Annotated in this window: 21 protein-coding genes; 4 read left to right on the top strand and 17 right to left on the bottom strand. The window is 75.7% G+C overall.

Annotation, left to right across the window (positions count from 1 at the left end; all coding sequences use genetic code 11):
• Position 1: 1 nt before the first annotated feature.
• The 4 genes from TPA0908_RS25730 to TPA0908_RS25745 all read right to left on the bottom strand — a co-directional run bounded on the left by TPA0908_RS25730 (position 2) and on the right by TPA0908_RS25745 (position 5677).
• The gene (locus tag TPA0908_RS25730; RefSeq protein WP_281942091.1) at positions 2 to 2104 is read right to left on the bottom strand and encodes an iron ABC transporter permease; all 2103 of its coding nucleotides are present in this window, start codon (positions 2102 to 2104) and stop codon (positions 2 to 4) included.
• Between the two features lie 5 nt (positions 2105 to 2109).
• On the bottom strand, positions 2110 to 3096 hold the full coding sequence (locus TPA0908_RS25735) for an ABC transporter substrate-binding protein (protein WP_281942093.1): 987 nt from the start codon (positions 3094 to 3096) through the stop codon (positions 2110 to 2112).
• A 29-nt stretch (positions 3097 to 3125) separates the two neighbouring features.
• A complete protein-coding gene (locus TPA0908_RS25740; protein WP_281942705.1) occupies positions 3126 to 3926 on the bottom strand; it encodes an ABC transporter ATP-binding protein in 801 nt (266 codons plus the stop codon).
• Between the two features lie 137 nt (positions 3927 to 4063).
• A complete protein-coding gene (locus tag TPA0908_RS25745; protein WP_281942095.1) occupies positions 4064 to 5677 on the bottom strand; it encodes a cellulose-binding domain-containing protein in 1614 nt (537 codons plus the stop codon).
• Between the two features lie 359 nt (positions 5678 to 6036).
• Here TPA0908_RS25745 and TPA0908_RS25750 point away from each other — a divergent pair, with 359 nt between their 5' ends.
• Entirely contained in the window at positions 6037 to 6861 is an 825-nt protein-coding gene (locus TPA0908_RS25750) for a hypothetical protein (protein WP_281942097.1), read from the top strand.
• Positions 6862 to 6938: 77 nt separating this feature from the next.
• Here TPA0908_RS25750 and TPA0908_RS25755 read toward each other — a convergent pair whose 3' ends face one another.
• The 3 genes from TPA0908_RS25755 to TPA0908_RS25765 form a co-directional block, all read right to left on the bottom strand.
• The gene (locus TPA0908_RS25755) at positions 6939 to 7409 is read right to left on the bottom strand and encodes a hypothetical protein (protein WP_281942099.1); all 471 of its coding nucleotides are present in this window, start codon (positions 7407 to 7409) and stop codon (positions 6939 to 6941) included.
• Between the two features lie 323 nt (positions 7410 to 7732).
• Positions 7733 to 8407: an ABC transporter ATP-binding protein gene (locus TPA0908_RS25760; RefSeq protein ID WP_281942100.1), complete on the bottom strand. Its 675-nt coding sequence runs from the start codon at positions 8405 to 8407 to the stop codon at positions 7733 to 7735.
• A complete protein-coding gene (locus TPA0908_RS25765; protein WP_281942102.1) occupies positions 8404 to 9411 on the bottom strand; it encodes an ABC transporter permease in 1008 nt (335 codons plus the stop codon). Before TPA0908_RS25765 ends, TPA0908_RS25760 begins: the two co-directional genes overlap by 4 nt.
• 219 nt (positions 9412 to 9630) lie before the next feature.
• Here TPA0908_RS25765 and TPA0908_RS25770 point away from each other — a divergent pair, with 219 nt between their 5' ends.
• Positions 9631 to 10833 (top strand): sensor histidine kinase, encoded by a 1203-nt coding sequence (locus TPA0908_RS25770; RefSeq protein ID WP_281942104.1) that lies wholly within the window; start codon positions 9631 to 9633, stop codon positions 10831 to 10833.
• Positions 10830 to 11465, top strand: coding sequence for a response regulator (locus tag TPA0908_RS25775; RefSeq protein WP_281942105.1), 636 nt, complete (start codon positions 10830 to 10832; stop codon positions 11463 to 11465). The genes TPA0908_RS25770 and TPA0908_RS25775 overlap by 4 nt, the downstream gene beginning before the upstream one ends.
• A 37-nt stretch (positions 11466 to 11502) precedes the next feature.
• Here the strand turns inward: TPA0908_RS25775 and TPA0908_RS25780 are convergent, their stop codons facing one another.
• From TPA0908_RS25780 to TPA0908_RS25805, 6 genes are all read right to left on the bottom strand, one after another.
• The gene (locus TPA0908_RS25780) at positions 11503 to 12330 is read right to left on the bottom strand and encodes an ABC transporter permease subunit (protein WP_281942106.1); all 828 of its coding nucleotides are present in this window, start codon (positions 12328 to 12330) and stop codon (positions 11503 to 11505) included.
• Complete coding sequence (locus TPA0908_RS25785; RefSeq protein ID WP_281942107.1) at positions 12327 to 13247, bottom strand: ABC transporter ATP-binding protein; 921 nt, start codon at positions 13245 to 13247, stop codon at positions 12327 to 12329. The genes TPA0908_RS25780 and TPA0908_RS25785 overlap by 4 nt, the downstream gene beginning before the upstream one ends.
• A 91-nt stretch (positions 13248 to 13338) precedes the next feature.
• Complete coding sequence (locus TPA0908_RS25790; RefSeq protein WP_281942109.1) at positions 13339 to 14016, bottom strand: response regulator transcription factor; 678 nt, start codon at positions 14014 to 14016, stop codon at positions 13339 to 13341.
• Positions 14013 to 15194 (bottom strand): sensor histidine kinase, encoded by a 1182-nt coding sequence (locus tag TPA0908_RS25795; RefSeq protein WP_281942111.1) that lies wholly within the window; start codon positions 15192 to 15194, stop codon positions 14013 to 14015. The genes TPA0908_RS25790 and TPA0908_RS25795 overlap by 4 nt, the downstream gene beginning before the upstream one ends.
• Before the next feature lie 135 nt (positions 15195 to 15329).
• A complete protein-coding gene (locus TPA0908_RS25800) occupies positions 15330 to 15671 on the bottom strand; it encodes a DUF190 domain-containing protein (RefSeq protein ID WP_281942113.1) in 342 nt (113 codons plus the stop codon).
• Positions 15668 to 19897: a putative inorganic carbon transporter subunit DabA gene (locus TPA0908_RS25805; protein WP_281942115.1), complete on the bottom strand. Its 4230-nt coding sequence runs from the start codon at positions 19895 to 19897 to the stop codon at positions 15668 to 15670. Before TPA0908_RS25805 ends, TPA0908_RS25800 begins: the two co-directional genes overlap by 4 nt.
• A 92-nt stretch (positions 19898 to 19989) precedes the next feature.
• Here TPA0908_RS25805 and TPA0908_RS25810 point away from each other — a divergent pair, with 92 nt between their 5' ends.
• Entirely contained in the window at positions 19990 to 20535 is a 546-nt protein-coding gene (locus TPA0908_RS25810) for a carbonic anhydrase (RefSeq protein WP_281942117.1), read from the top strand.
• A gap of 98 nt (positions 20536 to 20633) precedes the next feature.
• Here TPA0908_RS25810 and TPA0908_RS25815 read toward each other — a convergent pair whose 3' ends face one another.
• From TPA0908_RS25815 to TPA0908_RS25830, 4 genes are all read right to left on the bottom strand, one after another.
• Complete coding sequence (locus tag TPA0908_RS25815) at positions 20634 to 21800, bottom strand: M20/M25/M40 family metallo-hydrolase (protein WP_281942119.1); 1167 nt, start codon at positions 21798 to 21800, stop codon at positions 20634 to 20636.
• A gap of 1 nt (position 21801) precedes the next feature.
• Positions 21802 to 22563 carry an amino acid ABC transporter ATP-binding protein gene (locus TPA0908_RS25820; RefSeq protein WP_281942121.1) on the bottom strand — a complete coding sequence of 254 codons (762 nt, stop codon included), beginning with the start codon at positions 22561 to 22563 and terminating at the stop codon, positions 21802 to 21804.
• Complete coding sequence (locus TPA0908_RS25825) at positions 22560 to 23417, bottom strand: amino acid ABC transporter permease (RefSeq protein ID WP_281942123.1); 858 nt, start codon at positions 23415 to 23417, stop codon at positions 22560 to 22562. Before TPA0908_RS25825 ends, TPA0908_RS25820 begins: the two co-directional genes overlap by 4 nt.
• A gap of 112 nt (positions 23418 to 23529) precedes the next feature.
• Positions 23530 to 24471: a transporter substrate-binding domain-containing protein gene (locus TPA0908_RS25830; protein WP_281942125.1), complete on the bottom strand. Its 942-nt coding sequence runs from the start codon at positions 24469 to 24471 to the stop codon at positions 23530 to 23532.
• Between the last annotated feature and the right edge of the window lie 36 nt (positions 24472 to 24507).

A 24507-nucleotide genomic window follows, 5' to 3' on the forward strand; every position in this document is an offset into this window, starting at 1 on the left:
CTCAGCGGGTGCCGGCGGCGGTGCGGGAGCGCCACAGCAGCCAGACGAAGTAGGGGGTGCCGATCAGTGCGGTGACCAGGCCGGCGGGGACCTGCGCCGGGGCGATGACGGTGCGGCCGAGCGTGTCGGCGAGGCTGACCAGCGTGGCGCCGAGCAGCACCGCCACCGGCAGCACGCGGGTGTGCCGGCCGCCGACCAGCGCCCGCGCGGCGTGCGGCGCGACCAGGCCGACGAAGCCGATCACGCCGACCGCCGACACGGCGGTGGCGGTGAGCAGCGCGGCCAGGCCGAGCGCGACCAGCCGGGCGCGTTCCAGCCGGACGCCGAGCACCCGGGGCGTGTCGTCGTCGAGCGACAGCAGGTCCAGTTCCCGGCGTACCGCGGCCACCACCGGCACGGCGACCAGCAGCGCCAGCGCCACCGGCAGCACCTGCGGTGCGGTGCGCCCGTAGGTGGAGCCGGACAGCCAGGTCAGCGCCTTGCCGGTGTTCCACGGGTCGGAGGAGACCACGATGAACGTGATGACCGCGGCGCCGCCCTGCCAGACCGCGAAGCCGATCAGGACGAGCCGGTCGGAGTTCAGCCCGCGCCGCCGCGCCAGCCCGTAGACCAGCGCGAACGCGGCCACCGCGCCGAGCCCGGCCGCGCCGGAGAGCATGAGCACGCCGGCCGTCGGGGCGAACGTCAGCAGCGCCACCGCGCCGATCCCCGCGCCGCCGGTGATGCCGAGGATGCCCGGCTCCGCGAGGGGGTTGCGGCAGACCGCCTGCACGGTGGTGCCGGCCAGGGCGAGGGCCGCGCCGGCCAGCAGCGCCGCCGCGACGCGCGGCCAGCGGGCGTCCAGCACGAAGGTGTACGCCGGCCCGGTGCGCCCCTGGAGCCAGTTGACGATGTCGCCGAGCAGCACCCACGTGTCCCCGGCGAGCATGCCCACCACCAGCGCCGCGACGACCGCCACCGCGCAGACCGTGACGACCGAGGTGTGCACGGCGCGGGAGCGGACGGCGGCGTGGCCGCCCGGGGGTTGCCGGGTGGGCCCGGCGTCGCGGTGCCGGCGGGCCAGCCAGACCAGCAGCACCGCGCCGAACAGCGTGGTGACCACGCCGGTGGGCACCTCCACCCCGGCCTGGCCGCCGAGCACGGCGCGCAGCAGCACATCGGAGCCGAGCACGATGATCACGCCGACCAGGCCGGCCAGCGGCAGCAGCACCCGGTGCCGGTGCACCTCGGGCACCCACCGGCCGAGCAGCCGGACGATCACCGGCGCGCCGAGTCCGACGAACCCGATCGGGCCGGCGAGGGTGACCGCCGCGGCGGAGAGCAGCACCGCGAGCAGCACCACGACGAGCCGGGTCCGGCGTACGTCCAGCCCGAGCACGGTGGCGGTGTCGTCGCCGAGGGCGAGCAGGTCCAGCCGGTGCCCGAGCGCGACCAGCAGCAGCGCGGCGAGCACGATCACCGGGCCGAGCTGGGTGACCGCCACCAGGTCGCCCTGCACGAGCGAGCCGTTGCCCCAGGCGAACAGCCCGATGGTGGCCTGCTCGAACAGCAGCAGGAGCAACATGGTGAGCGAGGCGAGCGCCATCGCGGTGGCCGAGCCGGCGAGGATCAGCCGGGTGGTCGCGGCCTGGCCGCCGGCCGACAGCAGCATCACCAGCGCGGCGGCGGCCAGCCCGCCGCAGAACGCCAGTCCGCCGGCGGGCAGCGCCGGCAGCGCGATGCCGAACGCGGCGGTGGTCACGATCGCCAGGTGGGCGCCGGCGTTCACGGCGAGCGTGTCCGGCGAGGCGAGCGGGTTGCGGGTGGTGGACTGGAGCGCCGCGCCGGCGAACCCGAGCGCCACGCCGACCGCCAGGCCGGTGAGCAGGCGCGGCAGCCGGGAGGCGACAAGCACCCGGGCGGTCTCGTCGTCCGCGCCGGTGAGCAGCCGGAGCAGGTCGAGCGCGCCCACCGACGACGTGCCCTGAGTGAGGTGCACCGCGGTGACCGCAACCAGCAGCGCGGCGGCGAGCAGGAACGCGCCGGCGACCCGGCGGCGGCGGGCCGGTGGCGGCCCGACCGGGGCCGGCCGGGTGGCCGGCTCCGGTACGGCGGTGGCGATCATCGGGCTCAGGCCGTGTAGACGGCGACGAGCTGGTCGACGTACTGCTTCGCGGACAGGGTGCCGCCGAACGTCCAGATGCCGTTCGGCATCTTGTGCAGCTTGTTCTGCTGCACGAACGGCAGGGAGCGCCAGATCGCGTTGCCGGCGAGGCCGTCGGCGAAGACGTCCTGACCGTCCGAGGCGTTGTAGAAGAAGTGCAGGTCCTGTCCCTTGAGGACGCCGAGCCCCTCGACGTCGGTCTGGCCCAGGCCCCACATGGCGTCGGTCTTGCCGGTCCAGGCGTTCTTCAGGCCGAGCTGGATGCCGAGCTGGGAGACGAGCGCGCCCTGGCCGAACATCCGGATGGAGACCGTGCTGCCCTCCTTCCAGCCGTCGGCGAAGGCGAACTGCCGGCCGGCCGCGCCGGCGTCGGCGATCTTCTTCCGCCCGTCGGCGAGCGCGGCGTCGAAGTCGGCGAGCAGCTTCTCGGCCTGCGCGGTGCGGCCGGTGGCGGTGGCGATCATGGTGAGGTCGGACCGCATCCGGGCGAGGTTGTCGGCGGCGTCGCTGCCCTTGGTGACCAGCACCGGGACGTACTTCTCCAGTTGGGTGACGATCGCGGCGCCGCGCTCGGCCTCCATCACCACCAGGTCCGGCTGGAGCGCCACGATGGCGTCGACGCTCGGCTCGCCCCGGGTGCCGACGTCCTTGACGCCCGGGTCGAGCGGGGCGGCGGTGACCCAGGTGGCGTACCCCTTGGGGTCGGCCACGCCGACCGGCATCACGCCGAGGCCGACGAGCATCTCCACCTCGCCCCACTCCAGGCCGACCACCTTGGCGGCCGGGTTCTTCAGCGTGATCGCCTTGCCGCGGCTGTCGGTGACGGTGACCGGGCCGGTGGCGGTGGTGTCGGAGGGGGACGGCGCGGCGGCGGGCGTCTCGGTGGTGCCGCAGCCGGCGATCAGCAGCGCGGTCGCGGCGGCGGCCAGCAGGGTCAGGCGGGTACGCAACATGGGTTTCTCTTCTGTCGTCAGGACGTGGATCAGCGGACGTTGTGCCGGCCGACGGGACGGGTGGAGAGCAGGCCGGTGACCGGGTCGGCGGTCACCTCGACGCGGATGCCGTACGCCTCGGTGAGCGCCGCCTCGGTGAACACCTCGCGCGGGGTCCCGGTGCCGCGCACCCGACCCTCGTGCAGCAGCACGACGTGGTCCGCGACGGCGGCGGCCTGGTTGAGGTCGTGCAGCACCACGCCGACGGCCACGCCGGCGGTGTCGGCGAGGTCGCGCACCAGGTCGAGGATCTCCACCTGGTAGCGCAGGTCGAGGAAGGTGGTCGGCTCGTCCAGCAGCAGCACGGCGGTGTCCTGGGCCAGGCAGGTGGCCAGCCAGACCCGCTGGAGTTCACCGCCGGACAACGCGTCGACGGGTCGGGCGGCCATGGCGGCCACGCCGGTGACCGTCATGGCCCGGTCGATCGCGGCCGGGCCGTCCGGGTCGCCGGCCCGCCACCGCTGCCGGTACGGGTGCCGGCCGTAGCCGACCACGTCCCGGACGGTGACACCGCTCGGGGTGGGGCGGCTCTGCGCCAGCAGCGTGACCCGGCGGGCGAAGTCGCGCGCCGACAGCGCCCGGGCCGGGGTGCCGTCGGCGAGCACGATCTCGCCGTGCTGGAGCGGGTGCAGCCGGGCCAGCCCGCGCAGCAGCGTGGACTTGCCGCTGCCGTTCGGCCCGACCAACGCGGTCACCGCCGCCGGTCGCAGCGTGATGGCCGCGTCGTGCACCACGGTGGTGCCGTGGTAGCCCAGGCGCAGCTCACTGCCCCGCAGGCCGTCGGCCCGCATCGTTCCGCTCGTCACGAAGGTTAGGCTAACCTAACCCACGATCATCCTGTCAAGCCGGTCCCGACATCCGTCCGGGTGCGTTCGCTGCCGCCGGGACGACAACGAACGCACCCGGATCGCGCCGGCGGCGGAACGGATCAGAGGGAGACGACCCGGCCGCCGAGCGTGACGATCAGGCGACCGTCGGCGGCGAAGGACCAGCCCAGGGCGCCGGCGTAGGTGGCGCAGCGGGAGCCGTTGGCGCCGGACCAGAACTGGTTCGAGCCGTCCACGTTGCCGACCGTCTTGTCGTTCGACCCGCTGCCGCTGCGGCAGGACGTGTTGGTGCGGAAGACCGAGGTGCCCGCGTCGAACGAGAAGTTGCGCTCGGTGTTGTCGATGCTCAGGTTGTTGGAGATCGTCATCGAGCCCGGGTTCCGGTTGTAGGTGAACCCGTGCTTGCCGTTGCGGTACGCGATGGTGCGCCGGACGGTGTGGTTGACCGCGATGTCCTCGCCGCCGAGCTTGAAGCCGTTGCGGTCACCGTTGCCGTTCTGCGTGCCGTTGCTCAGCGTGCCGTTGCCGTAGGAGAGGGAGTCCTCGATGGTCACCGGGCCGATCGCGCCGGTGTCGGTCTTGGTGTACAGGTCCCAGCCGTCGTCGATGTTGTGGTGGGACACCGCGTACCGGAAGACGTTGCCGGTGCCGACGGTGAGCTTGGCGGCGAACCCGTCGGCGTCCTCGCCGTCGGAGTCGGCGTTGTCGTGCGACTCGACGCTGACCATGAGGTTGTTCGCCGGCCACTGGTCACGCGGGGTGCTGGAGGCGATCCGGGACAGTTGCAGGCCGCTGTCGCGGTTGAACCGGGTCACCGTGCGCTCGATGACGTTGTTGCTGCCGCCGACGAAGATGCCGTTGTCACCGGCGCGTTCCACCACGATGCCCCGCACGTGCCACCAGGACGCGTTCAACGCGAGGCCCCGGTTGGCGGGGTCCTCCCCCATCGCGGAGAAGTTGAGGATCGGCGTCTCGCCCGGGTACGCGTACAGGCTCTTGCGCGCGCTCGCGGTGCCGTTGTTGCCGGCGGCGATGGTGACGGTCTGGGCCAGGTTGTAGGTGCCGCCCCGCAGGTAGACGGTGCCGCCCGCGCCGACCCGGGTGATCGCGGCGGCGATCGTGGTGGGGTTGGCCTGGGTGCCGGCCGCGCCGGCGGTGCCGTTCGGCGCGGCGTACACCGCGCCGCTGGTCGGCGGCGGCGTGGTGGGCGACGGTGGCGGGGTGGTGGGCGAGGGCGGCGGGGTCGTCGGCCCGGGCGGCGGGGTGAGGGTCCCCCCGGGGTCGGTGGGGATGGCCCCGCCGCAGAGGACGCCGTTGACCGCGAACGAGGCGGGGACCGGGTTGCTGGTGTTGTTCCAGCCGCCGTTGAAGCCGAACGACGTGGTCGCGTTCGTGCCGAGACTGCCGTTGTAGCTGACGTTGGCGGCCCGGACCGACGCGCCGGTCTGGGTGATGTCGGCGCCCCAGGCCTGGCTGACGGTCTGGCCGCCGCTGAAGTTCCAGGTGACGGTCCAGCCGTTCAGCGGGTCACCGAGGTTGGTGAGGTTGACGTTCGCGGTGAAGCCGCCGGACCACTGCGCGGTCACCGCGTAGTCGACCCGGCAGCCGGCGGCGGCCTGGGCGGGGTTCGCGCCCATCGCCAGGCCGGCGGCGGCGAGCGTGGCCGCCGCGAGCGTGGACGTCCACAACGCCGCACGGCGGTGTCGGTTGATCATGGGAATTCTCCTGCGGGTGGTGGGTTCGGTGCCGCGCCGGCGTCGACACCGATGCCCGGTCGGTGCCGCCGGCGGGCCTTCCTGCTGCCCGGACGCCGTGTGCTCGACGGGCCCGTCACGCCTCCCGCTGTGAAAGCGCTTTCAGCGCAGTCTACTGACGCACGTCGATGCGGTCAATCTCCGACCTGACGGTGAACGATCCGGCCGCGCCGACCGTACCCATCCCCGACCGGGACATCGTCCGGAACCGCGATGCCGGAGCGGGCACGAGAGGCGATTCCTGCGTCTCACTTCGCACCGCGGAGCGGCGGCGCGGCACACGCCGCGCCGGCCCTCCAGGTCAACCAAAGGAGAGGTGCATGGCCAGGGGTACGCGCAACAACGCGGTCCTGAAGCTCGGTGGGGTGGGCGCTCTCGCGGCGCTCCTGCTCGCCGGCGGACTGCAACTGGCGTCCGCCGACGAGAACGGCGGCTCGGCCGCACCGTCCGCCGCGGCACAGACCGTGAACTGCCCGACGGTACGCGACAAGCTGCCCCCGGTGCCGGCGGCGGCGAACGCCGAGGTGGAACGGGAACTGGCCAACCTGGACCAGGAGATCGCCCGGCAGAACGAGCGGCTGGCCCGGCTCGCGGTCAAGCCCGAGGGCGGCCCGAACTTCGTCGACAACGCCATCCTCGGCCCGCTGAGGAACAAGCGCACCGCCGCGCTCGACCGGATCGAGATCGCCTTCAACCGGATCGGCGCGCAGCGCCCGAACCTGGACGCGCTGGCCGGCTGCGGGCTCAACGCCGCAGGCGTGCCGAGCGCCGTCAACGGCGGCGCCGGCCAGGGCGGCGCGACCGGCGGACAGAACGGGGCCGGCGGACAGAACGGCGGGGCGGTGGCCGGGGCGGCCCGGACGGTGAACTGCCCCGGGGTGCGGCTCCCCGCCGTCCCCGCGGCGGCGGCGGCCCAGGTGCGGGCCGAACTGGCCACACTGGACAACCAGATCGCCGAGGCGAACGCCCGCCTGGCCCGGCTCGCGGTCCGGCCCGAGGGCGGGCCGGCGTTCATCGACAACGCCATCCTCGGCCCGCTGAAGAGCAAGCGTGGCGCCGCGCTCGACCGCATCGAGATCGCCTTCAACCGCGTCGGCGCGCAGCGCCCGAACCTGGACGCGCTGGCCGCCTGCGGCCTGAACTGAGGTGATTGCCGGGGCCCCTTCCTATCGCCTGGGCGATAGGAAGGGGCCCCGGCAAACCCGCGGAGCGGGGCCGGCGGCTAGCCCTCGGCGGGGGCGTCGTGCGCCCGGAGCGTCGAGCGCACCACGGCGCGGACCCCGCCGGCGACCAACAGGCCGAAGCCGGTGGCCATCAGCGGTAGCCCGACCCCGAACGGCAGGTCCGCGATCCAGTTGATGCTGCCGCGCTCCCGAAACTCGGCGAAGCTCGCCGCGACCACGGCCAGCGCGAACGTCAGCGCGCCGACGGCCGCCGTCAACGCGGTCAACGCGGCGCCCGGGTACGCCCGCGCCCAACCGCCGGCCACCAGCGCCACCAGCAGCCAGCCCAGCGTCAACAGGGTCCAGCCGCCGCCGGTGCTCAACGACGCGTACGCCCAGCCGGAGAAGGACCAGGAGTAGCCGGCCGAGACGCGGAACCACGGCGACAGATAGCCCACGGTGGCCACCAGCGCGCCGAGCACGACCACGGCGTCCGGCGCGAACGATGGCCTGATGTCCTGCGTCGTCACGCCGGCCACCGTAGCCGACGCCGGCCACCACCGCTGACGGCCCGGGGTGGTGCCTGCGGTACCCGGACCGGGCAGCAGGCGGGATTCCGGACCGGCCGCGACCGGCCGAGGCTGGAAGCCGTAAACGAAGCCGGGACGAGGAGTTCCCACGACCCGCCGAACCGTTCCGCTCGCCGCCGGCGCGCTGGCCGTGCTGACCGCCACCGCCCTGGGCGTGCCCGCCGCGTCCGCCGCGCCCACCCGGGCCGAGCGACCCGACGTCGTCCAGCAGCACCTCTGCGGCCGGCAGCGCCGGCGGCGGAAGGTAGCGCCTGCTGTACCGCTCAGGTCGCGTCGTGCAGACGGCCGTCGCGCATCGCCACGATCCGGTCGGCGGCGGCGAGGTGGTCGCGGTCGTGGGTGACAAGCACCGTGGCGGTGCCCCGCTCGCGGGTGAGCCGGCCGATCAGGTCGATGACGGCGGCGCCCCGCTCGTGGTCGAGCGCGCTTGTCGGCTCGTCGACGAGCAGGACGACCGGGTCGTTCATCAGGGCGCGGGCGATGTTGACCCGCTGGCGCTGGCCGCCGGAGAGCTGGTGCGGGCGCCGGCCGGCCTGGGCGGCGAGCCCGACCGCGTCGAGCAGCTCCCGCGCCTGGTCCCGGGCCCCGGCCGGCGACCGGCCGGCGAGGGTGGCCATCACCTGGAGCTGCTCGGCGGCGGTCAGCGACGGCAGCAGGTTGGGCTGCTGGAAGACGATGCCGATCGCGCGCCGGCGCAGCGCGGCGAGCGCGCCGCGGCCCATCCCGGTGGTGGCGACGCCGTCGACGTGGACGGCGCCGGCGTCCGGGGTGACGAGCGTGGCGGCGACCGCGAGCAGGCTGGACTTGCCCGAGCCCGACGGGCCGACCACGGCGGCCAGGTCGCCCTTCGCGACCGAGAGCGTCACGTGGTCGAGCGCGGTGAGCCGGTTCTCGCCGTCCGGGTAGGTGAGCGTGACGTCGGCCAGGTCGAGGCTCATCGGGCGCTCCCCAGTGCGGTGAGCGGGTCGACGGCGGTGATGCGGCGCACGGACAGGGCGGCGCCGAGCATGCCGAGGACGACCATCACGGTGGCCGGGACGGCGACGGTGGCGGGCGTCAGCACGAACGGCACGTCCGAGCCGGAGACCAGCACGCCGAGCCCGGCGGCCAGGCCGGTGCCGAGCGCGGTGCCGCCGACCAGCAGGACGCCGGCCTGCCCGAGCGCGTCGACGAGCAGGGCGGTGGTGGAGGCGCCGAGGGCCTTCAGGACCGCGACGTCGCCGCCGCGCTGGATCGTCCACACCGTGAAGAAGGCGCCGATGACCAGGGCGGAGATGGCGAACAGGAAGCCGCGCATGAGTTGGAGTGAACCGTTCTCCGAGCGGTAGGAGCCGATCGCGGCCAGCGAGTCGCCGGTGCGGACGGTCCGGGTGCCGGCGGCCCGGTCGATGGCGGCCACGTCCACGTCGGCGGCGGTGCGCAGCGCGATCACGGTGGCGGTGTCCGCGTCGGCGTTGCCGGTCCGCCGCCACGAGTCGAGGCTGGTCCACACCACCGGGGTGTGGCTGAAGGAGGCGTCGCCGCGGACCGCCGCCACGGTCAGCTCCCGGCCGGCCACGGTGAGGCGGTCGCCGACGCGCAGGCCCAGGTCGGTGGCGGCCGGGGTGGACAGCACCGCGGTGCGGTCGTCGAGGTCGCCGGGGGCGAGCCGGGAGCCGGCCCGGACGCCGAACACGGAGACGGCGGCGCTGCGGCCACCGGCGGTGACCCGGGTGGTGCCGATGCCCAGCGGCTCGGCGGCGGTGACGCCGGGCGTGTCGGCCCAGCGCTGCCACTGCCGGCGCGTGACCGTCGAGTCGGCGTACGACGGCTGCGGGCCGCCGAAGGCGATCCGGTCGGCGGGCAGACCGGTGATCGCGGAGGTGTTCTGCCGGCCCAGCCCGGCGGTCAGCCCGGACAGCAGGCCGACCAGCAGGGTGATCAGCACGATGACGGTTCCCATCAGGGCGAAGCGCCCCTTGGCGAACCTGAGGTCTCTCCAGGCGACGAACACGGGCGACGCGGTCCTTTCGACGGCGGGGTGGTCGCTCCCACGGTCGTCGCCGGAGGCCGGCCCGGGCATCCGGCGGCGGACGGCACTTCCCGGGCGGAACGGCGGTGGGCCGGTTACAACTTTCGACAGATCCCCGCCGACCTGCGCCTCCTCTACGCTGGGAGGGCCGTGACCGCCGTTCCCGCCCTGACCTCCACCGCCCGCGTGCTGGCCTGGTGCCTGCACCTGCTGGTGGGTGTCCTCTTCGCGCTCGCCGGCCTCCGGGCCGTCGTCACCGGGCAGCCGCACGCGCCGGTGATCGCCGCGGTGGCGGCGGCGGGCCTGCTGACGTACGCGGCCGGGGCGCTGCGGCCCGGCGTCCACCGCTCCCGACGGGCCGCCGGCTGGTGGCTGGCGGCGGTCGGCGTCGGGTGGCTGGCGCTGACCGTGCTCACCGTGGACGGGCTGTGGCTCGCGTTCCCGCTCTACCTGCTGCAACTGCACCTGCTGTCCCGGCGCGCCGGACCGGTCGCCGTCGCGGTGACCGCCGTGGTGGCCGTCGTCGCCTTCGCCGCCCATCGCGGCGCGGTCAGCGTGGCCGGCACGGTCGGGCCGGTGCTCGGCGCCGCGGTCGCGGTGGCGGTGGTCCGGGGCTACCAGGCGCTCTACCGGGAGAGCGAGCGCCGCCGCCGGCTGATCGAGGAGCTGACCGCCACCCGCGCCGACCTGGCCCGGGCGCAGCACGAGGCGGGGGTGGCGGCGGAACGCGAGCGGCTGGCCGCCGAGATCCACGACACGCTGGCGCAGGGCCTGACCAGCATCCAGTTGCTGCTGCGCGCCGCCGGCCGGGTGCTGCCGGACCGGCCGGACACCGCCGCCCGCCACGTCGAGCAGGCCCGGCAGGCGGCGGCGGACAACCTCGCCGAGGCCCGGCGCTTCGTCGCCGCGCTCACCCCACCGGCGTTGGACGACACCACGCTGGCCGACGCGCTGCGACGCCTCTGCGCCACCACCGCCGCCCGGCACCGGCTCGCCGCCCGGTTCGCGGTCACCGGGGACCCGGTCCCGCTGCCGACCGGGTACGAGGTCGCGCTGCTGCGCGTCGCCCAGGCGGCGCTGGCCAACACCGTGCGCCACGCCCGGGCCACCACCGTCGAGGTGACGCTCGGCTACCGCGCCGACCGGGTGACCCTGGACGTGACCGACGACGGCGGCGGTTTCGACCCGGAGCGGCTGCCCGGTCCGGGGCCCGACGGCGGTGGGTTCGGCCTCGCCGCCATGCGGGCGCGGACCCGCGCGCTCGGCGGCGCCCTGACCGTCGCCGCCGCGCCCGGCCGCGGCGCCACCGTGTCGGCAAGGCTCCCCCGCACCCCGCCCGGCGGGCGGCCGTGACCGGCGCGCCGGTCCGGCTGCTGATCGCCGACGACCACCCGGTCGTCCGGGCCGGGCTGCGCGCGGTGCTGGAGACCGAGCCGGGCCTGGTCGTGGTGGCCGAGGCGGCCACCGCCGAGGCGGCGGTGGCCCGCGCCGCCGGCGGCGACGTCGACGTGGTGCTGATGGACCTGCGCTTCGGCGCCGGCCTGAGCGGGGTCGACGCGACCGCCGCCATCACCGCCCGACCGCACGCGCCCCGGGTGCTGATCGTCACGACCTACGACAGCGACGCGGACACGTTGCCCGCGATCGAGGCCGGCGCGACCGGCTACCTGCTCAAGGACGCCTCGACGGACGAGCTGGCCGCCGCCGTGCGGGCCGCCGCCGCCGGCCGTACCGCGCTGGCTCCGGCCGTCGCGGACCGGCTGGTGAACCGGCTGCGCACGCCGGACACGGCGCTGACCCGGCGGGAGACGGAGGTGCTCGGCCTGGTCGCGGACGGGCTGTCCAACCAGGCCGTCGGCCGCCGCCTGCACCTGACCGAGGGCACGGTCAAGTCGCACCTGTCGCGCATCTACACCAAGCTGCGCGTCGACTCCCGCACCGCGGCGGTCGCCGCCGCCATCGACCTCGGCATCCTCCGCCGCTGACCGGCCGCGCGGTTCCGCGACCGGCCGGCGGCGCCGGTCAGGCGTCCCGGCGGCGCAGCAGGACCAGGGCGGCGCCGAGCAGGACGACCAGCCAGGCCGCGAGGACGGCCGCGCCGGCGCCCGGGGAGAGCAGGTCACCGCCCCCGCCCACGCTCGTGAACGCCTGCCCGGCGTTGGACGGCAGGTACGGCGAGATCCGCTCCGACCAGCTCTCCGGCAGCAGCGACACCACTCCCGGCACGACCAGCAGCAGCGCGACCACGCTGGTCAGCGCGCCGGCGGTGGTGCGCAGCAGCGAGCCGAGCGCCGCGCCGAGCACACCGACGGCCGCGAGGTAGCCGGCCGTGCCGAGCACCGCGCGCAGCACGCCGTCGTCGGAGAGAGAGATGCCCTGGTCGCCCAGGATCGCCTGCCCGCCGAGGAAGGTGAGCAGCGTGGTCGGCACCAGCACGGCCAGCACGACGCCGGCCAGCACGGCGACCTTGCCGGCGAGCACCGGCCAGCGGGTCGGCACCGCGGCGAGGGACGAGCGGATCATGCCGGTGCCGTACTCGCCGGCGGCCAGCAGCACGCCGAGCGTGCCGACGAGCAGTTGGGCGAGGTTGACGCCGCCGAGGCTGGCGCCGAGCGGGTCGAGCGACGACGGCCCGCCGGGCGGCGCCGGGGTGCCCGGCTCGATCGTGGCGTCGGCCAGGAACGCCGAGAAGCCGAGCCCCAGCGCGGCGAACACCACCACGGTCGCGGCCAGCATGATCAGCGACGAGCGCAGGGAACGGAACTTGATCCATTCGCTTCGGACCACCCGGGGGACGGTGATCCGGGCGTCGGTCGGCACGGTCGTGGCGGGTGGGGCCGCGGTGGTCATCGGTCAGCTCCTTCGGTGGCGCCGACGTACTCGACGGCGTCGCGGGTCATGGTCATGAACGCCTCTTCGAGCGACGCCTCGGTGGGGGTCAGCTCGTGCAGGGTGAGCCCGGCGGCGGCGGCCCGGTCGCCGATCGCCTCGGGGCGCAGTCCGCTGACGTCCAGCACGCCGGGCTCGCCGCCGGTGATGGTGACGTCCGGGCCGGCCAGCAGGTCGCGCAGCGCCGTGGCCTGGGGTGAGCGCACCCGTACGGTGCCGCGGGAGGCCCGGCGGGTGAACTCGGCGAGCGACACGTCGGCGATCAGCCGGCCCCGGCCGACCACGATCAGATGCTCGGCGGTCTGGGCCATCTCGCTCATCAGGTGCGAGGAGACGAAGACCGTCCGGCCCTCGGCGGCGAGGCCCTTGAGCAGGCCGCGGATCCACCGGATGCCGTCCGGGTCGAGGCCGTTGACCGGCTCGTCGAGCATCACCACCGCCGGGTCGCCGAGCAGCGCGCCGGCGATGCCCAGCCGCTGCCCCATGCCGAGCGAGAACCCGCCGGCCCGCCGGCCGGCCACCTCACGCAGCCCGACCAGGTCGATCACCTCGTCGACGCGGCGGCGGCCGATGCCGTGCGTGGCGGCCACGGCGAACAGATGGTTGCGGGCGGACCGGCCGGTGTGCACCGCCTTGGCCTCCAGCAGCGCGCCGACCTGGCGCAGCGGGTCCCGGTGCGCGACGTAGCGGCGGCCGTTGACCCGTACGGTCCCGGCGGTCGGCGCGTCCAGGCCGAGGATCATCCGCATGGTGGTGGACTTGCCGGCGCCGTTGGGACCGAGGAAGCCGGTCACCACGCCGGGCCGGACGGTGAAGGTCAGGGCGTCGACGGCGAGCTTGTCGCCGTACCGCTTGCTCAGGTCGTGGGCTTCGATCATGTGCTCAACCCTGGCCCGCGTAGCCCGGCCGGCGCGTCGGCCGGACGCGGACACCTGCGCGTACCGCGAACGCGGTACGCGGACGGCCCGGCTACCGCGCCGGCGGGTCGGCCCGGACCAGGCCGCTCTGGTAGGCGATCACCACCAGTTGGGCCCGGTCCCGGGCGTCGAGCTTGGCCATCGCGCGGTTGACGTGGGTCTTGGCGGTCAGTGGGGAGACCACCAGCCGCTGGGCGATCTGCTCGTTGCTCAGCCCGGCGGCGACCAGCGTTACCACCTCGCGTTCCCGTTCGGTGAGCACCCGCAGCCGCTCCGGGGTGGCCCCGGGCCGCGGGTCGGGCTGGGCCAGGAACCGGGCGATCAGCCCACGGGTCGCCTTCGGGGACAGCAGCGCCTCCCCGGCCGCGACGGTACGGATCGCGTCGAGCAGTTCGGCCGGTTCCACGCCCTTGCCGAGGAAGCCGCTGGCGCCGGCGCGTAGCGCCTCGAAGACGTACTCGTCGACCTCGAACGTGGTCAGGATCAGCACCCGTACGCCGGCCAGGTCCTCGTCGGCGGTGATCTCCCGGGTGGCGGCCAGGCCGTCGAGGTCGGGCATCCGGATGTCCATCAGCACCACGTCGGCGCGGGTGGCGCGGGCCCGCTCGACCGCCTCCCGCCCGGTGGCGGCCTCCCCCACCACGCACAGGTCCGGCGCGGAGTCGACGAGCGCGCGGAAGCCGGCGCGGATGAGGGTCTGGTCGTCGGCGAGCAGCACCCGGACGGTCATGCCACCTCCTGCGGGATCGGGGCGGGCAGTTCCGCGCGGACCCGGAAGCCGCCGCCGGGCCCGGCGCCGGCGTGGAACGCGCCGCCCACCGCCTCGGCCCGCTCCCGCATCCCGAGCAGGCCGAGACCGGTTCCCTGGTCGCCGGTTCCGCTCGGGCCGGGCCCGTCGTCGCGGATCTCCACCACCACGCCGGCGCCGGTGTACGTGACGCCGACCGTGACGGCCGCGCCGGGCGCGTGCCGGTGGGCGTTGGTCAGCGACTCCTGGACGATCCGGTAGGCCGCCACGTCGACCGTGCTGGGCAGCGGCCGGGGCCGGCCGGTCAGGGTCCAGCGCACCGGTTGGGCGGCGGCGAAGCCGTCGACGAGGGCGTCGAGGCGGCCCAGGCCGGGCGTCGGCTCGGTCGGCGCGTCCGGCTCACCGCGCCGGAGCAGGCCGAGCAGGGTGGCCAGTTCGTCCAGCACGGTGCGGGTCGCGGACCGGACGTGCCCGAGCGCCTCCTCGGCCGCGTCCGGCCGCTCCCGCAGCAGGTGCCCGGCCACCCCGGCCTGCACGTTGATCAGCGCGATCTGGTGGGCCACCACGTCGTGCAGCTCCCGGGCGATCCGGAGCCGTTCCTCCACCACCCGGCGGCGGGCCTCCTCCTCGCGGGTCCGTTCGGCCCGCCGCGCCCGCTCCTCCAGCACCGCCACGTAGGCCCGCCGGCTGCGTACCGCGTCGCCGGCCGCCACCGCGACGCCGAACCAGAGCAGCAGCACCACGACCGCCGGGTCCAGCCAGCCCACCCCGAGCGCGACGACCGCGCCGCCGCCGAGCACCAGGCCGCTCGCCGCGCCGGCCGCCACCGCGGTCCGCCGGTCGGTCCGGGTCGCCACCGTGTACGCGGCCAGCGCCACGGTCAGCACGAACGGCCCGCGCGCCTGTTGCACCAGCAGCGCGGTGGCCGCCGTGGCGGTGACCAGCGCGAGCACCGGCAACGGGTGGCGGCGGCGCAGCACCAGCGCGCCGCATCCGGCCAGCGCGAGCAGCACCGCGCCGACGGTCAGCGGGTCGCGCGGGGGCCCGCCGGGCGGGTTCACCGGGAGCAGGCTGACCACGAAAAGCAGCGCGGCCAGCAGCGCATCGGTCACGGTCGGGTGCGCCCGGGCCACCCGACGCCACCGCGCGACGCGTCCCATGCGGTCACCGTACGACACCGTTCGGGCGGGCACCCCGACGGGACGGATCCCGCCGGGGCGCCCGCCCGGCTCGCCGGGTCGGCCCCTACCGTCGTACCACCCGCCGGGCGGGCGGCCGGGGACGGTCCCCGGCGGTCACGCCGCCGCCCGGTCGGCGCCGAAGTACTCGGGTCTGCTGACCCAGGCGTCGCTGACGAACATCACGCCGGGCCGCTGGGCCAGGATGTCGCGCAGCCCGGTGACCACCGGCTCGGCCCGGCCCGGCGGGAGCACGGCGATGACCATGACGAGTCCGGCCCGGTCGTTGAAGAGCAGCCGCCCCTCGTGGGTGCCGTGGTGGCCGAAGCCGGAGACGCCGCTCAGGCTGGTCCAGCCGCTCACCCCGGAGGCGTGCAGCAGGGTGCGGACCGCGTCGGCGTCGTCGGCGCGCGTGACCACCTCCACCTTGACCATGCGGGTCAGTCCCAGTTCGTTCATGCCGTGTACTCCTTCTCCGTCGCGGGCGCCGGGTGGCGCGCGGGCGGCTCGGTGGCGGGTGCGGTGACGTGGCGCGGGGCGGGCAGCGCCCGCCACGATCCACCCGGCGCGGGCTCGGACCACGCGCCGGTGCCGGGGTCGACGACGGTCAGCGACAGCCACCCGCCGTCGACCAGGTGGCGCAGCCCGGGGTTGCGGCCCAGCACCGCGTCGACCAGGTGGTGCGGGGCGCGGACCACCGCGAGCAGCCGCAGCGGCTCGTGCGCCGGCCGCGTGCCGTCGGCGACCGACTGGAGCGGCAGACCGAGGCGCAGGTCGCCGCCGGATCCGGAGAGGACGCCGAGCGCGTCGCCGAGCACGGTGTGCACGGTCTTGGTGCCCGCGCCGAGCCGCTGCGGGTCGACAGTGGAGAAGTAGTACTGGAGGTTGATCCAGGCGGCCACCACGAGCGGGCCGGTCATGATCGCCTCCAGCGCCGCCGCGTCCCGGTCGCCGGTCCAGTCGTAGGAGTGCAGGAACGTCCGGCAGCCGAGGTCGACGCCGGCGGTCAGCTCGCGGGGCGCGGCGATGAACGCGGCGTTGCCGGCCAGCGCCCACTCCGGGCGGACCTGCGCCCAGTCCCCGGCCCGCCGGGGCAGGCGGCGCGGACGCGGCCGGCCGGGCAGTCGCGCGGCCCGTTCCGCGCGCAGCCGCGCGCCCGCCCCGGCCAGCCGGCCGGCCAGTTCCTCGACCGCCGGTCGCAGCCCGGCGGGCACGGCGTCCAGGTCGAACAGCCGCACCTCGTCGGTGACGGTGTCGTGCTCGCCGGCCAGCACGTGCGTGCCGTCGGGCAGGTGGATGCCCCGGTCGGTGAGGGCCGCGCGCACCTCGGGCCGGTTGAGCATCCCGGCGGCGAGACGGGCGCTCACCCCGCCCCGGTTGCCGCCGCAGGCGCCGCAGTCCAGCGCGGCGGCGTACGGGTTGTTGGCGCTGGTGGCGCCGTGCCCGCAGAGCAGCACCAGCGGCGCGAAGCCGGCGGTGAGCCCGATCGTGCGCAGCGTCGCCTCGGCGTAGTAGACCTGTTCGTCGAGGCTCATGGCGGCGGTCAGGTCGGCGACGGTAGGTGCGGTGTGGTCGGCGGGCGGCAGGAACCGGCCCGGGGCGGCGGCCCGCAGGAGCAGGGCGGCGGTGGCGAGCACGCCGGCGACCTCGACGAAGGCGAACGCGCCGACCGGGTTCGCCTTGGCGGCGGCGTAGGCGCGTCGCCATGCCTGCCGGGAGCGCGCCGCGTGGCCGGCCCGCGCCGCCTCGACGGTGGCCACCGGTCGCATGAGGACCGGGCAGCGGTCCCGCCCGCGCCGGGCGCCGGCGGTCACGGTACGCACGGGCAGGCCGAAGAAGCCGGCGAAGCCGTACGTGTCGACCGGCCCGGTCGCCTCCAGGTGGCGGCGCAGGCCCTCGCTGCGCACGTCGATGCAGAACACCGCCTGGGCGCGCGCCGGGACGTCGACGGCCGGCCGGTCCACGCCCCGGTCCAGCCGGTACCGCAGCCGTCGCCGGTACGCGTGCTCGGCGGCGGCGAGCCACACCTCGGACTGCCGGGACGGGGTCAACTGGCAGGCCACCTCCCGCAGCGTGGCCACGGTCTCCCCGGGCAGGCAGGCCAGCGTGGCGACGTCGACGTCGAGCGCGCCGGCGAGTCGGGCGAGGGCCTCCGGGGTGATCCCGGCGGACCTCGGGAGCGTGGCGGGTGTCGCGGCGGCGATCGAGTCCAGCACCGGGGGCAGCTCCAGGTGGCGCTGGGCGGCGGCGCCGGCGAGCGCGTACTCGTAGGTGAGGCGCACGGCGAGCAGGTCCAGTGGGCTCAGTGCCGGCCCCTGCCCGGGGTTGGCCTGGGCCCAGCGGGCGTGCCCGGCCCAGCCGGGCAGCCGGAGCAGGGACCGGGACAGGTAGGTGGACCAGGCCGCCGGCGGCACCCCCATCGCGCGCAGGAGCACCGCGACGGCCTGCTCGGGCGCCTCGGGCAGTGCGTCGACGAGCGTCGCGAGACCGGTGACGCCCCGCCGGGCCAGGGCCGGATCGGCGCCGGCCATCCGCCGCCAGCGCGCCCAGCAGCCCGCGTCCGTCGGGCCGGGGACCGGCCAGAGCGCCGCCGGGCGTCCGCTGTGCGCCGCGCACCAGGCGGCCACCAGGTCGTCGACGTCCGCGGTGGTCCGGGTGCCCAGCGCCCGGTCGAGCGTCTCGGCGAGGGTGTGCGGTCCGGCCTCGCCCGGGGTGCGGGGGCGGGGCCGCGCGGGCAGCTCGGCGAGCCGGCGCCGCGCGACCGCGAGCAGGTCGGCCGGTGGGGGCGGCCCGTCGTGCACCGGGTGGCCCAGCACGGCCAACTGGAGGTCGGTGACGTCGATCCGCCGGTGGCCGAGCAGGACCGCACCGGCGGCGCGCGGTGGTGGCGGGAGCACGGCGGCAAGGTCCGTCGGGGTGATCCGGCCGTCGCGCAGCCGCTGCCGGTACTCGGCGGCCGGCAGGTAAGTCCGCGTGCCGGCGAGACCCCGCAGCTCGGCGGTGGCCCGGGCGAACGGCACGCGTTCCCGGCCGGCGAGCGGGTTCACCGCGACGAAGGCGTCCAGCGGTCCGACGGCGCCGACGTGGTCGGCGGCGGCGGTCGCCGCGGCGACGACCCGCGCGCCGTCCGAGCGGTCGAGCAGGCCGGGGCGCGGCACGGTGAGCGCCGCGGGGGTCGGCCCGCCGGGCGGGGCCGTCCGGCGGGCCCGCGGCACGGCGGCGCCGTCGTGCCAAGCCCACCACCAGAGCGTGGCGCTCGGCCGGCGGCGCAGCACGGCCCCGGCGACGGCCACCACGGCGAGCACGCACGCCACGGCGCCGACGCCGAGCAGGCTCGTCCCGGACGGCAGCGCCAGCCAGCGGTCGACCACCCGCCCGGCGACGAGATGTCCGCCGGCCAGCGCCGCCACGGTGCCGGTGAGGGCAGCGGCGGTACGGGCCGGCAGCGCCCGGTCGGCGAGGGCGGACCACACGGCGGCGAGCGCGGCGGCGGCGACCAGCGCGGCGCTGAGCGCACCGCTCGCGGTGGTCCCGAGCAGCAGCTCGGTGGCGAGCACGGTGACGATCACCGTCGCGGCGGCGAGGACGCGGGACCGGGTGGGTGGCGGGCCCTCCGGTCGTGGCGTGCCGGCGGCGCGGGCCTGCGCCTGGAGCGCGCCACCGGCGGAGAGGAACGCGTACGCCTTGTAGACGGCGTGCCCGACCAGGTGCACGGCGGCCAGCCCGAACGCGCCGAGCCCGCACTGGGTGAGCATGAACCCCATCTGCGCGACGGTGGACCGGGCGAGGGTGCCCTTGACGTCGGTGCGCACCGCGGCGAACAGCAGCCCCGAGACGGCGGTGACGAGGCCGACGAGCACCATCGCCGGCATCATCCCGGGCGCGGCGGTGACCACCGGCGCCAGTGTGATCATGAGGAACCCGGCCACGTTGACCATTCCGGCGTGCAGGAACGCCGAGACCGGGGTCGGCGCGTCCAGGGTGGACGGCAGCCAGCGGTGCGCCGGCACCTGCGCGGACCGGACCATGGCGGCTGCCAGCAGCAGCGCGCCGGCGGTGGCGAGCAGCCACCCGGGCCGGTCGCCGGCGGTGGCGCGCACCGCGTCCAGGTCGGCGTCGCCGGCGGGCGTGACCAGCAGCGCGAGGCCGGCGACCAGGGCGGCGTCGCCGGCGAGGAACAGTCGCCGGGTCCGGCGGGCGGCGGCCCGCACCCTGGGCTGGTCCCGGTAGTGGCCGATCAGGCCGACCAGCAGGTGCCCGGCCGCGATCCAGCCGACGGCCAACTGCACCAGGCTGGGTGCGGTGGCCATCACCAGCGTCGCGGTGGTGGCCGCCGCCACCCGGCCCTGGAGCGCGCGGGCGCCCGGCTCGCCGTCGAGGTAGCGGCGCGCGTAGCCGGCGACGACGGCGGCCAGCCCGCAGACGAGCAGCACGAACAGCGCGGTGAACCGGTCGACGCGGACGCCGACGGAGAACGCCGGCCCGAGCGTGTCGACGCGGGTGAGCACGCCCGGTACGGCCGGGTCGGCCGCCACCCGGACCAGCAGCGCGGTGGCCGCCACCGCGCTGAGACCGAGCAACGCGCCCACCACCCGGGCGGCCCGGCGCGGGTCGGGCACCGCCAACGCGCCGAGCACCGCCGACGCGGGCCCGATCAGGACTCCCAGGACCAGTGCGACGTCCATCGCCACCTCCTTCAGACAAGCGCACTCTATTACACGATTTCTAATTCGTGTATCGTGAGACGCACGACAGTGGCTCGTCACGAGGAGCAGTGATGGACATGACCGGATCGCCGCCGCAGGGATGGCCCGTCAGCCCGAGCTTCGCCCTCGCCCGGCTGCGGGCGGGACACCACCGGTTCCGGGTGGGCGCGGCGTCCACGCCGTTCGCCCCGGCCGGCGCACCGGTGGCGGCGGTCCTCTCCTGCGCCGATCCGCAGCCGGAAGCGGTGACGGTGTTCGGCGGCGCCGACGTGTTCGCGGTCCGCGCCGCCGGTCTGAGCACCGGGCCCTCGGTGCGGGGCAGCCTGGAGTACGCGGTCGGTCACCTCGGCACACCGCTGGTGGTGGTGCTCGGCCACACCGCCTGTTCGCTGCCGCACGGGAGCGGACCCGAACGGGTGCGCGCCGCGCTCGCCGCGCTGCGCCGGCACTCCCCCCTGCTCGACCGGGCGGTACGCGCCGGCCGCTGCGGCCTGCACGGCATGGTCTGGCACGACGCGGAGCTGACCCTCGTCGAGGTGCGTCCCAGCGCCCCGCCACCGGTCCGGCGCGTCGGCCGCCTGCGACCGCCGAACCGGGCCGGGGCCCGGCTGGCCTGAACCGGGACGGCGCTCAGGGGTTGCCGCGCGGGCCGAACCCGGGCGCGACGCATTCCGGGCAGGCCGTGGCGAGCCGCCGGGCCAGGCCCAACCCGACGCTACGTGTCGGCTCGGCCGAGCGCGTCGACCAGGCCGGCCAGCAACGCCACCCGCGGCACCACCGAGTCGAGATCGAGCCACTCCCCCGGGCTGTGGTCGGCCCCGCCGACCGGGCCGAGCCCGTCCAGCACGGTCGCGCCGGCCTCGGCCAGCAGGTTGGCGTCGGCGCAGCCACCGGTCGCGGCGTGCGACACCGGTACGCCGAGCCCGGCGCCCACCTTCGCGGCCAGCTCGGCCAGCCGGCGCCCGGCCGGGTCCGGCTCCCACGGCGGGGTGGGCGCCTGCACGGCCAGCTCGGCGTGCACGCCGGAGACGAGCGGCGCGGCGACCAGCCGGCGGATCTCGGCCAGCGCGGCCTCGTACTCGCCGGTGCGCCAGGCCCGCAGGTCGACAAGCATCCGGGCCCGGTCGGCGACCACGTTGGGCCGGCCGCCGGCCTCCAACGCGCCGACGTTCACCGTCACCCCGGGCCAGCGGCCGTTGAGCTGGTCCAGCGCCACGGTCAGCCGGGCGGCGGCGAGCAGCGCGTTGGCGCCGCGCTCCGGTTCGATGCCGGCGTGCGCGGCCCGCCCGCGCAACGTCACCGCCAGGTCGGCGACGCCCTTGCGGGCGGAGACCAGGTCGCCGTTGTCGCGGGCGCACTCCAGGCAGAGCGCCACGTCGGCCTCGGCCCCGAGGGTACGCAGCAGCGGCCGGCTGCCCACCGACCCGATCTCCTCGTCCGGCGTGCAGACCAGCACCAGTTCGCCGTACCGGTGCCGGTCCAACGTGGCGAGCACCTCGACGGCGGCGAGTCCGGCGAGCACGCCGCCCTTGTCGTCGCTGACCCCCGGCCCGTACGCCCGACCGTCCTGCACCCGGAACGGGCGGGCGGCGGCGGTGCCCGGCGGGAACACGGTGTCCAGGTGGCCGGCGAGCAGGATCCGGCGGGTGCCGGCGCCCCGGCGGCGGGCGACCAGCACGTCGCCGAGCGGCCGGCCGGCCGGGTCGGCGACGGGTTCCCGCTCGACGGACAGCCCGGCGCCGAGGCACCAGCCCTGCACCAGGTCGAAGACCTCCCGCAGCCCGTCGACCTGGCCGGAGCCGGAGTCGACCGCGACCAGTCGGGCGAGCCGGTCGTGGTACGCGGTCAGCCGGTCACCGGCGGCGCGCAGCAGCGGGTCCATGTCAGAGCACCTTGTCGAGGAAGGCGCGGGTGCGCTCGTGGCGGGGTCGGCCGAGCACCTCGTCCGGCGGGCCGGCCTCGACCACCACGCCGTCGTCGAGGAACGCGACCTGGTCGGCGACCTCGCGGGCGAAGCCCATCTCGTGCGTCACCACCACCATGGTCATGCCGTCGGCGGCGAGCCCCTTCATCACGTCCAGCACCTCGCCGACGAGTTCCGGGTCGAGCGCGGAGGTGGGCTCGTCGAAGAGCATCAGTTTCGGGCGCATGGCCAGCGCCCGGGCGATCGCCACCCGCTGCTGCTGGCCGCCGGAGAGCTGGCTCGGGTAGTGGTCCGCGCGCTCGGCCAGCCCGACGCGGTCGAGCAGGCGCATCGCCTCGGCGCGGGCGCGTTCGCGCGGGGTGCGCAGCACCCGCACCGGCGCCTCGGTGACGTTGCCGAGCGCGGTGAGGTGCGGGAACAGGTTGAACCGCTGGAACACCATGCCGATGTCCCGGCGGCGCACGGCCACCTCGCGGGCCTTCAACTCGTGCAGCTTGTCGCCCTGGCGGCGGTAGCCGACCAGCTCGCCGTCCACCGAGAGCTGCCCGCCGTCGATGCGTTCCAGGTGGTTGACGCAGCGCAGGAACGTCGACTTGCCGGAGCCGGAGGGGCCGAGCAGGCAGGCCACCTCGCCGGGGGCCACGGTCAGGTCGATGCCCTTGAGCACCTCGACCGGGCCGAACCGCTTGGTCACGCCCTCGGCACGGACCATCGCCGTCATCGCACGCCTCCCCGGGCGAAGCCGCGGCCGAACCGGCGCTCGATCAGCCACTGGCCGACGGAGAGGAGGCTGACCAGGGCGAGGTACCAGATCGCCGCCACCAGGAGCAGCGGGATCACCTTGTAGTTGTTCTGGTAGACGCTCTGCACGGCGGTCATCAGGTCCCGTCCGGCGATGATCGACACGAGCGCGGTCGACTTGAGCATGGTGATGGTCTCGTTGCCCATCGGCGGGATGATCACGCGCATGGCCTGGGGCAGCACCACCCGGCGCAGGGTGAGCGTGGGGCCCATGCCGAGCGCGGCGGCGGCCTCGGTCTGCCCGTCGTCGACGGCCAGGATGCCGCCGCGGATCACCTCGGCCGCGTACGCCATCTCGTTGAGCGACAGCGCGAGCACGGCGGCGACGGTGCCGGTGATCACCACGCTGGTGGGGCGGTCGAACAGCACGGTGCCGGTGAACGGCACGGTGAGCGTGATCCGGGGGAACAGCGCGCCGAGGAACCCGAAGAAGATGATCTGCACCAGCAGCGGGGTGCCGCGGAAGACCCAGATGAACGTCCACGAGACGCCGCGCAGCACCGGGTTGTCGGAGAGCCGCAGCACGGCGAGCAGGACGCCACCGGCGGTGCCGAGCAGCATGGCGAGCAGCGTGAGCCAGAGCGTGGTGACCACGCCGTCGAGCACGTAGTCCTGGAACAGGTAGTGGGCCACGGTGCGGGGTTCGAGGTTGGGGCTGGTCAGCAACGCCCGCAGGAACATCGCGGCCAGCCCGGCCACGACCAGCGCGGTGAGCCAGCGGCCGTAGTGGCGGACGGGGACGACCCGTACCGTCGGGGTTTCGGTGGTGGTCATCGTGGGAGTGCCTCCGGCAGGGGTGCGGCGGTCGCCGGGCGCCTTCGGGCCCGCCCTCACGGAGTCGAAAGGGCGCCCGGCGACCGCGGTTCGGGGGGCGGTGGTCCGCCGGTCAGTCGATGGCCTGGTCGACGGTGGCCTTGTCGATCGCGATCGGGGTCTGCTTCCAGTGGGCCAGGATCTTGCCGTAGGTGCCGTCGTCGATCAGGGACTGCACGGCGGCCCGGTACGCCTCGGCCAGCTCCTTGTTCGCCTTGAGGAACCCGAAGCCGTTCGGGCTGGCCAGCCAGCCGTTGGGCGAGGACGGGTCGTCGACCAGCTCGGCCTTGCCGGCGAGCGAGCCGGCGGTCTCCACCAGGTTGACCCGGGTGGCGGCGACCACCTGCACGTTGCCGGCGATCAGCGCCTGCACCGCCTGCGGGTTCTCCGGGTACTCCTTGATCTCCAGCGGCCGGCCGGCGCAGCTCTGCTTGGCGTACGTGGCCAGGTTCTTCGCCTGGTTGCTGGCCTTCTGCACGGCGACCGTCCGGCCGCAGAGGTCGGCCACCGTCTTCACGCCGAGCGGGTTGCCGGCGGCGACCAGGAACCCGGTGCCGGAGGCGGAGTAGTCGACGAACGTGGCGACCTGCTGGCGTTCCTTCTTGTCGGTGATGCCACCGGCGATGGCGTCGTACTTGGCGGCCTGGAGGCCGGGCACCAGGCCGTCGAACGGCTGCTGGGTGAAGGTGGCCTTGAGGCCGAGCCGGGCCGAGGCGGCCTGGAACAGGTCGGGGTCGAGGCCGACGAACTGGTCGGTGCGGCCCTCCACCTTGAAGTCGACGAACGGCTGGTAGGGGGCGTTGGTGGCGACCGTGACGGTGCCGCGACCGCGGACGTCGGACGGGACCTTGGCGGCGACGGCCTTGTCGGTCTCGACCGGTCCGACACCGTCGATGGTGACCGAGACGGGCTTGATCTCGTCGGTGGCGCCGCCGGTGGCGGCGCCACCGCAGGCGGTGGTGGCGGCGAGCAACGCCGTGGTCGCGCCGACCAGAGCGAGGGAACGGATGCGCATGGGGAGTCCTTCCGGGGGCCGGATCAGCCAGCCCCC

This window comes from Micromonospora sp. AKA38 (assembly GCF_027925725.1).
GTDB lineage: Bacteria > Actinomycetota > Actinomycetes > Mycobacteriales > Micromonosporaceae > Micromonospora.